This is a genomic window from Shewanella sp. 10N.286.52.C2 (assembly GCF_002874545.1).
In the GTDB taxonomy this organism is placed as follows: domain Bacteria; phylum Pseudomonadota; class Gammaproteobacteria; order Enterobacterales; family Shewanellaceae; genus Shewanella.
In genome coordinates this window covers 118,847-125,653 of record NZ_MCTV01000068.1, presented here as the reverse complement: position 1 = coordinate 125,653, position 6,807 = coordinate 118,847, and the positions used below count along the sequence as shown (strand labels likewise).

General features: G+C 42.3%; 7 protein-coding genes. 2 read left to right on the top strand and 5 right to left on the bottom strand.

The features are described from left to right. Nucleotides 1-295 precede the first annotated feature (295 nt). Complete coding sequence (locus BCU94_RS18335; protein ID WP_102477184.1) at nucleotides 296-1,261, top strand: AEC family transporter; 966 nt, start codon at nucleotides 296-298, stop codon at nucleotides 1,259-1,261. A gap of 113 nt (nucleotides 1,262-1,374) precedes the next feature. Beyond that, nucleotides 1,375-3,033, top strand: coding sequence for a DNA repair protein RecN (recN, locus tag BCU94_RS18330; protein WP_102477183.1), 1,659 nt, complete (start codon nucleotides 1,375-1,377; stop codon nucleotides 3,031-3,033). 109 nt (nucleotides 3,034-3,142) lie between these two features. On the opposite strand, the gene BCU94_RS18325 is transcribed toward recN, so the two are convergent. The 5 genes from BCU94_RS18325 to ribBA form a co-directional block, all read right to left on the bottom strand. After that, a complete protein-coding gene (locus BCU94_RS18325; RefSeq protein ID WP_102438056.1) occupies nucleotides 3,143-3,634 on the bottom strand; it encodes a phosphatidylglycerophosphatase A in 492 nt (163 codons plus the stop codon). Continuing rightward, nucleotides 3,634-4,590 (bottom strand): thiamine-phosphate kinase, encoded by a 957-nt coding sequence (gene thiL / locus BCU94_RS18320; protein WP_102438054.1) that lies wholly within the window; start codon nucleotides 4,588-4,590, stop codon nucleotides 3,634-3,636. Before thiL ends, BCU94_RS18325 begins: the two co-directional genes overlap by 1 nt. A 93-nt stretch (nucleotides 4,591-4,683) precedes the next feature. Next, nucleotides 4,684-5,088 carry a transcription antitermination factor NusB gene (gene nusB, locus BCU94_RS18315; protein ID WP_076543020.1) on the bottom strand — a complete coding sequence of 135 codons (405 nt, stop codon included), beginning with the start codon at nucleotides 5,086-5,088 and terminating at the stop codon, nucleotides 4,684-4,686. 14 nt (nucleotides 5,089-5,102) lie between these two features. Next, nucleotides 5,103-5,582, bottom strand: coding sequence for a 6,7-dimethyl-8-ribityllumazine synthase (gene ribE / locus BCU94_RS18310; protein WP_102438136.1), 480 nt, complete (start codon nucleotides 5,580-5,582; stop codon nucleotides 5,103-5,105). 121 nt (nucleotides 5,583-5,703) lie between these two features. Continuing rightward, the gene (gene ribBA / locus BCU94_RS18305) at nucleotides 5,704-6,807 is read right to left on the bottom strand and encodes a bifunctional 3,4-dihydroxy-2-butanone-4-phosphate synthase/GTP cyclohydrolase II (RefSeq protein WP_102477182.1); all 1,104 of its coding nucleotides are present in this window, start codon (nucleotides 6,805-6,807) and stop codon (nucleotides 5,704-5,706) included.

Here is a 6,807-nt window from a genome sequence, read left to right as displayed (position 1 = left end):
GTAGCAATAGCACTCTTTAATAAGGGCCTGTCATCATGCCCTTATTAAAGATACCGCTAACAGATAGCTTTATACTCTAATGCCAACCTGATGGGCAACATTTACATCCTCCTTGTCGTATCAGATCTATGCAGTTTTTCTTATCTTAGTTTAATTTAAAAACTTAACTTATTTGAATAGCTTAGATTCATCTCATACCTTACCTTTATCTAATATCTTATTGGCGCCATTAAAGTAAGATATCCAACGCCCACATTATTGATATGTCATTCAAGGCCCTAAAAAGGAATCAAGCTTGCCTAGTATCCTAACCCCACTTATCGCTGTTTTTGGCATCATGGTTATTGGCTTTGGTGTCCAGAAACTTAAATTACTCCCCCAAGATAGTGACTCGGCGCTAAATAAATACGTCTACTATATCGCCTTCCCTGCTATTTTATTTATTGCACTGGCCGAAACTGACATTAACGATATTCTGCAATGGGGATTTATATTCGCCTTTGGCCTCGCTATGGCGGGCACATATTGTATTACAGTGATCATCTCAACCCTTGCAGACAATAAACAGCCCGCGCTAGCTGCAATTAGAGGCCTAAACACCAGTTTTGGTAATACCGCCTTTATTGGGATCCCTTTAATGATGAGCTTGTATCCTGATAACAATCAAGCCATCGCCACCGCAGCCATTGCCAGTCTACTGTCCATTATCATGTTCGCATTTGCACTGGTGAGCATGGAACTTGCGGTGAATAAAACCCAACAACGTCATCCTATTATGATTATGCTCAACGCATTAATCACCAACCCCATCGTTATTGGTTGCGCCCTAGGGGTATTGGTATCAGCGCTCAAAATAAACCTACCTGACAGTATCAGCATGATGTTTCGGTTAATCGGAAACACCTCTAGCCCCTGCGCCTTATTTGCCATTGGCATGGTGTTAGCTAAAGCCATGCATCGCGGCGCAAAAGCTGGGCCTAAAAAACATAATATCGCCCTTGAAATGAGCTTGCTGAATAGTTTAAAACTCATTGTCCAGCCGTTATTTGCCTATGTTTTATTAAGCTATTTTAAGGTGGAGTCTGAGCTAGTTTTTATGGGCGTCATTCTGGCGGCACTGCCGACAGCAGCAAGTGTTTACTTACTGGCACAGCGTTACCAAATCTATGCCTTATCAAGTGCCAAGTGCATATTGATCAGCACTACAGCCACCTTTATTAGTTTGCCCATTATTGAAAAAATCTTAAGCGCCTTGGTTTAATCCTCGTATAAAAAATCAGCACCATTTTTTATACAGTACTTTACTGTATATAAAAACAGTGTAAACTGTATGCAGATACAGTGGTTTGATGGTTATTCACACAAGGATTGATTATGCTGTGCCAATTAAGCATTAATAATTTCGCAATTGTACGTTTTCTAGAACTCGACTTTAAAGCTGGCATGACCAGCATTACTGGTGAGACCGGTGCTGGTAAATCCATTGCTATTGATGCCCTGGGCTTATGCCTTGGTAATCGCTCAGATGCCAATAGCGTTAGACCAGGTGCAACCAAAGCCGAAGTGAGTGCCCGCTTTAGCTTAGATGATGTGCCATTTGCTAAGCGCTGGCTAGAGGACAATGACCTTGATGTCGAAGACGAATGTATCTTAAGAAGAACAATTAATGCCGATGGCCGCTCACGTGCCTATATAAATGGTAATCCAGTTCCGTTAGCCCAGCTTAAATCTCTAGGGCAATTATTTGTCGGTATTCACGGCCAACACGCGCATCATGCAATGTTAAAAAGCGAGCATCAACTGACCCTTCTTGATAGCTACGCCAACCATAAATTATTGCTTGATGGGGTAAGCAAAAGCTATCAACGCTGTAAGTTAATCGAAAATGAACTGAAACAATTACAACAAAATCAGCAAGAGCGTATAGCCAGAAAACAGCTAGTGCAATATCAAGTTGAAGAGCTTGATGAGTTTGATCTTAAAGCCGGTGAATGTATTGAGATTGAGCAAGAGCATAAACGCCTTGCTAACGGCACAGAGTTAATTGATACCTGCCAATCCAGCCTGCAATTACTGTGTGATGACGATGAAGCCAATATTGAATCTTTACTTAATCGGGTCGTGGGCTTAGCTGAAAACCTAACTGAGTTTGACCCACAACTAAGTAATATTGCTCAAATGCTCAATGAAGCGTTAATTCAAGTGCAGGAAAGCAGCAGCGAAGTTCAGGACTATTTAAGCCGAATAGAACTCGATCCTGAACACTTTGCTTACCTTGAGCAGCGCATTTCAAAGGCGATGCAATTATCAAGAAAACACCATGTGAGCTCTGAGCAACTGTTTGAGCATCACCAAGCTTTAAAAGCTGAACTTAGCGAGCTTAATAACGATGCCACAAGGCTTGATGAAATTCAGCAGCAAGTAGATGAAAGCAAAAAAGCTTACGTAATTAGCGCCCAAAAACTCAGCCATAGCCGTAACCGCTATGCCAAAGAGCTTAATAAGTTAGTCACCCAATCGATTCAAGAGCTGAATATGCCCAAAGGCAGATTCTGCATTGAGGTGAACTTTAACCCAGAACTACAATCAGTTTCTGGTTGTGATCAAGTTGAATTCTTGGTTACCACCAACCCCGGTCAACCGATGCAGCCCATTGCCAAAGTAGCTTCTGGTGGCGAATTGTCACGTATTGGGCTTGGTATTCAGGTTATCACCGCTAAAAAGGTATCAACACCAACCTTGATATTCGATGAAGTGGATGTAGGTATTTCAGGACCTACTGCAGCAGTTGTGGGAAGAATGCTACGCAGCTTAGGTCAATCAACTCAGGTGCTCTGTGTGACGCATTTACCGCAAGTTGCAGGTAATGGTCACCAACATATGCTAGTGAATAAATTCACCAAAAGTGGCGGCACTGAGACGAATATGAAGTCATTGGATAAACAAGAGCGAGTCAATGAGCTAGCAAGACTACTCGCGGGTGATGTGATAACTGAAAATACCTTAGCGAATGCTAGAGAGCTATTGCAATAATCTTGCAGCTTTAAGCATCATCCATTAATCATCGCCCATTAAAAAGCCCACTATGAAGTGGGCTTAACGTTTAATGGGATTAGCTTTAAAGAGATTAAAGTATCATTGGTTAAATATAATAAGCCAACAACTGTAAACAAATTAACGAGAAAATCCCCGCTAATACATCATCAATCATGATCCCAAAACCGCCATGCACTTTAGCGTCGAGCCAACGAATTGGCCACGGTTTTAAAATATCGAAAAAACGAAATAACGCAAAACCAACCACTAACCAAATTACCCCAGCAGGGGCGGCAATCATGGTGATCATTAAGCCTGCGACTTCATCCCACACAATTGCGCCATGATCATGAACGCCCATATCTTTAGCGGCTTTATCACAAATATAAATACCAACAAGGCAGCTAATTAGCGTGATAAAAATAAAAGCCGATAGGCTTAAAAAGCTCATCAAGTACACAATCGGCACTGCGGCAAGGGTACCAAAGGTGCCCGGGGCTTTGGCGGCTAAACCACTGCCAAAACCTAAAGCTAAAAAGTGTACAGGGTTTGTTAAGGTTAATTTCTTAACGGCTGGATCGGTTGAAATAAACTTCATTAGAAATGCTCAAAACTATTTTTTTCTAGCTCAAAAGGTTTGCCATCAGCCACTAAGCGTAACTTTTCGCCGGCACAAATTTGACCTACTTTAATAAATTTAACCCCAGCGTGGATCAGTGCAATATCCAAAGCGCCACGTTGAGATTCTGGTACAGTAAACATCAACTCATAATCTTCGCCACCAGTTAACGCATAACTAGTTGCTTCATTAGGGCTCAATGATGCTTGTAATGATTCCGATAGCGGTAATTCATTCACATCAATAATCGCACCCACATTAGATGCCTTTAAAACGTGCTGAATATCAGAAAATAAACCGTCAGATAAATCAATGGCACTGGTTGCTAAAGAGCGTAGCGCTTGACCCGCTAGTATTCTAGGCGTTGGATGATAGTGACGGTTAATTAAAAATTCTTTATGTTGATGTGCGACTTCTTTTTTGCCCAACAGGATATCAAGCCCAAGGGCAGAGTCACCCAAAGTGCCAGTAACATACACCCAGTCACCAATTTTCGCGCCACTACGGGTTAATGCTTTACCGGTTGGCACTTGACCATGAATAGTAATATTGATGCAGCGAGGCCCGCGGGTGGTATCACCACCGATCAGACTAACACTGTAATATTCAGCCGCTTCAAATAGCCCTTGGCTAAATTGCGCTAACCACTCATTATCAACATCTGGCAAGGTTAGCGCTAACGTCATCCACGCCGGATCTGCGCCCATGGCAGCAAGATCGGATAAATTTACCGCTACAGATTTATAGCCAAGCTCATAAGCTGGCATTGTCGGTAAAAAATGGACATTCTCGACTAGGGTGTCGCAAGATATGGCAATAGATGTGTTTTCCGCCGGTTGGACTAATGCACAGTCATCGCCAATGCCTAAATGCACATCTCGACGTTGCTGACCTTTATCACGGAAAAATTGTTCGATAAGTTGGAATTCTTTCACGATATAATCTGGTGCGGATAACCGCCCACCTATTATTTTGTAGAAAAAAGCGTTACATACAAAAACGGTATCCGAAGATACCGTTTTCATTCATTACTTACGAGTAACAAGCTTATCTAGCATACCATTGACAAACTTATGACTATCGTCAGCACCAAACGCTTTCGCTAATTCGATACCTTCGTTAATGGCCACTTTATATGGCACATCTTTACGATAAGTTAATTCATAAGCTGCTAAACGCACAATGGCTTTCTCAACGGGTGATACATCTTCAATATCACGATCTAAATGAGGCTTTAGCAGATCATCAAGTTGAGTTGCTTTCGTGGCTACACCTGATAGCAATTCACGAAAATAAGCTACATCAACACCGTTAATGTTTTGTTCAGTTAAAAATTCATGTTCAACATCAGCAACATTGTTCTTGCTTAACTGCCATGAATAAATAGCTTGAACAGCTAAACGGCGTGCCTTGCGGCGCTCTGAAGGCTTCATTACTTTTCCTACTACTATACTAACTGTTGTTCTAATTCTTGCAGAACGTTAACCATTTCTAGTAAACCAAGTGCAGCTTCAGTGCCCTTGTTACCAGCTTTAGTACCAGAGCGTTCAATTGCTTGCTCGATGGTATCAGTGGTTAAAACGCCAAATGAAACTGGGATATCATACTCTAAAGCAACTTGAGCAAGACCCTTGTTACATTCACCAGCAACTAAATCAAAATGCGGAGTACCACCACGAATTACTGCACCAAGTGCAACAATACCGTCAAACTTTCCACTAGCTGCAATTCGACGTGCAGCAAGTGGTAATTCAACAGCGCCAGGAACACGAACAACAGTAATGTTGTCGTCATTTACCTGACCTAAACGTTTTAGTGTGTCTAATGCGCCATCAAGCAGACTCTCAACAAGAAAACTATTGAAACGCGATACTACGATCGCCACTTTGGCATTTTTTGCTTCGATATTACCTTCAACTACGATCATTATCTTACCTAAATTAGCTAAAGCACCCGGCTCTGGGCAAAAGTGGCGGTATAATACCACAGCCAAATGCCCTGAGTCCTGTGCAATTATTGATAAATGTTAACTTCACTAAGTTAGTGAATTATTCTGCAATATAATCAGTTACTTCTAAACCGAACCCTGATAGAGAGTGATAACGCTTGGGTGAACTTAATAAACGCATTTTGCTCACACCTAAATTTGAAAGAATTTGCGAGCCAACACCGACTTGGCGCGAGGTTCCTTGCCATTTAGCAGCTGTAGGCGCTTGACCGTTATCTTCCGCTTCAAAGGCTTTGACCTTGGCGAGCATGTCACTTGAATGCTCGTGATTCGCCAACAGTACTAATACACCACCATCTGATGCAATACGCTCCATGGCGTTTTCAAGTGGCCAGCTACGTTTTTGATCGCGTTCAGAGTGGAATAAGTCATTAAAGGTATTTTGTAAATGTACCCGTACTAGGCAGTTTTCTTCAACGTCACCTTTCAATAAGGCATAGTGTAGCTGATTATCGATGGTGTCTCTGAAAGTCACCATATTGAACTCACCAAAACGCGTTGGCAATTTACATTCAGCTTCACGCACAACCGTGGTTTCTTTGGTGTTGCGGTATTCAATTAAATCGGCAATGGTGCCCATTTTAATACCGTGCTTTTCACTAAAGATTTCAAGATCTGGACAACGGGCCATAGTGCCATCATCATTAAGAATTTCAACTATCACGCCAGATGGCTCGCAGCCTGCAAGACGGGCTAAATCACAACCCGCTTCTGTGTGACCGGCGCGAATTAACACCCCGCCATCTTGTGCCATAAGTGGAAAAATATGACCAGGCTGAACTAAATCTGATGCTTTAGCATCTTTAGCAACAGCCGCTTGAACGGTTACAGCGCGATCATGGGCTGAAATGCCCGTTGTGACCCCCGTTGCCGCTTCAATGGAAACGGTAAAATTTGTTGAGAACTGAGCATTATTGTTGGTAACCATTAACGGCAAGTTCAGTTGCTGGCAACGCTCTTTAGTCATGGTTTGGCAAATCAGTCCACGGCCAAAGGTCGCCATAAAATTAATGGCCTCTGGCGTCACCTTATCGGCCGCCATGATAAGATCACCTTCGTTCTCTCTGTCTTCATCGTCCATCAAGATAACCATCTTACCTTGACGAATGTCTTCGATGATCTCTTCTATACTATGTAATGCCAT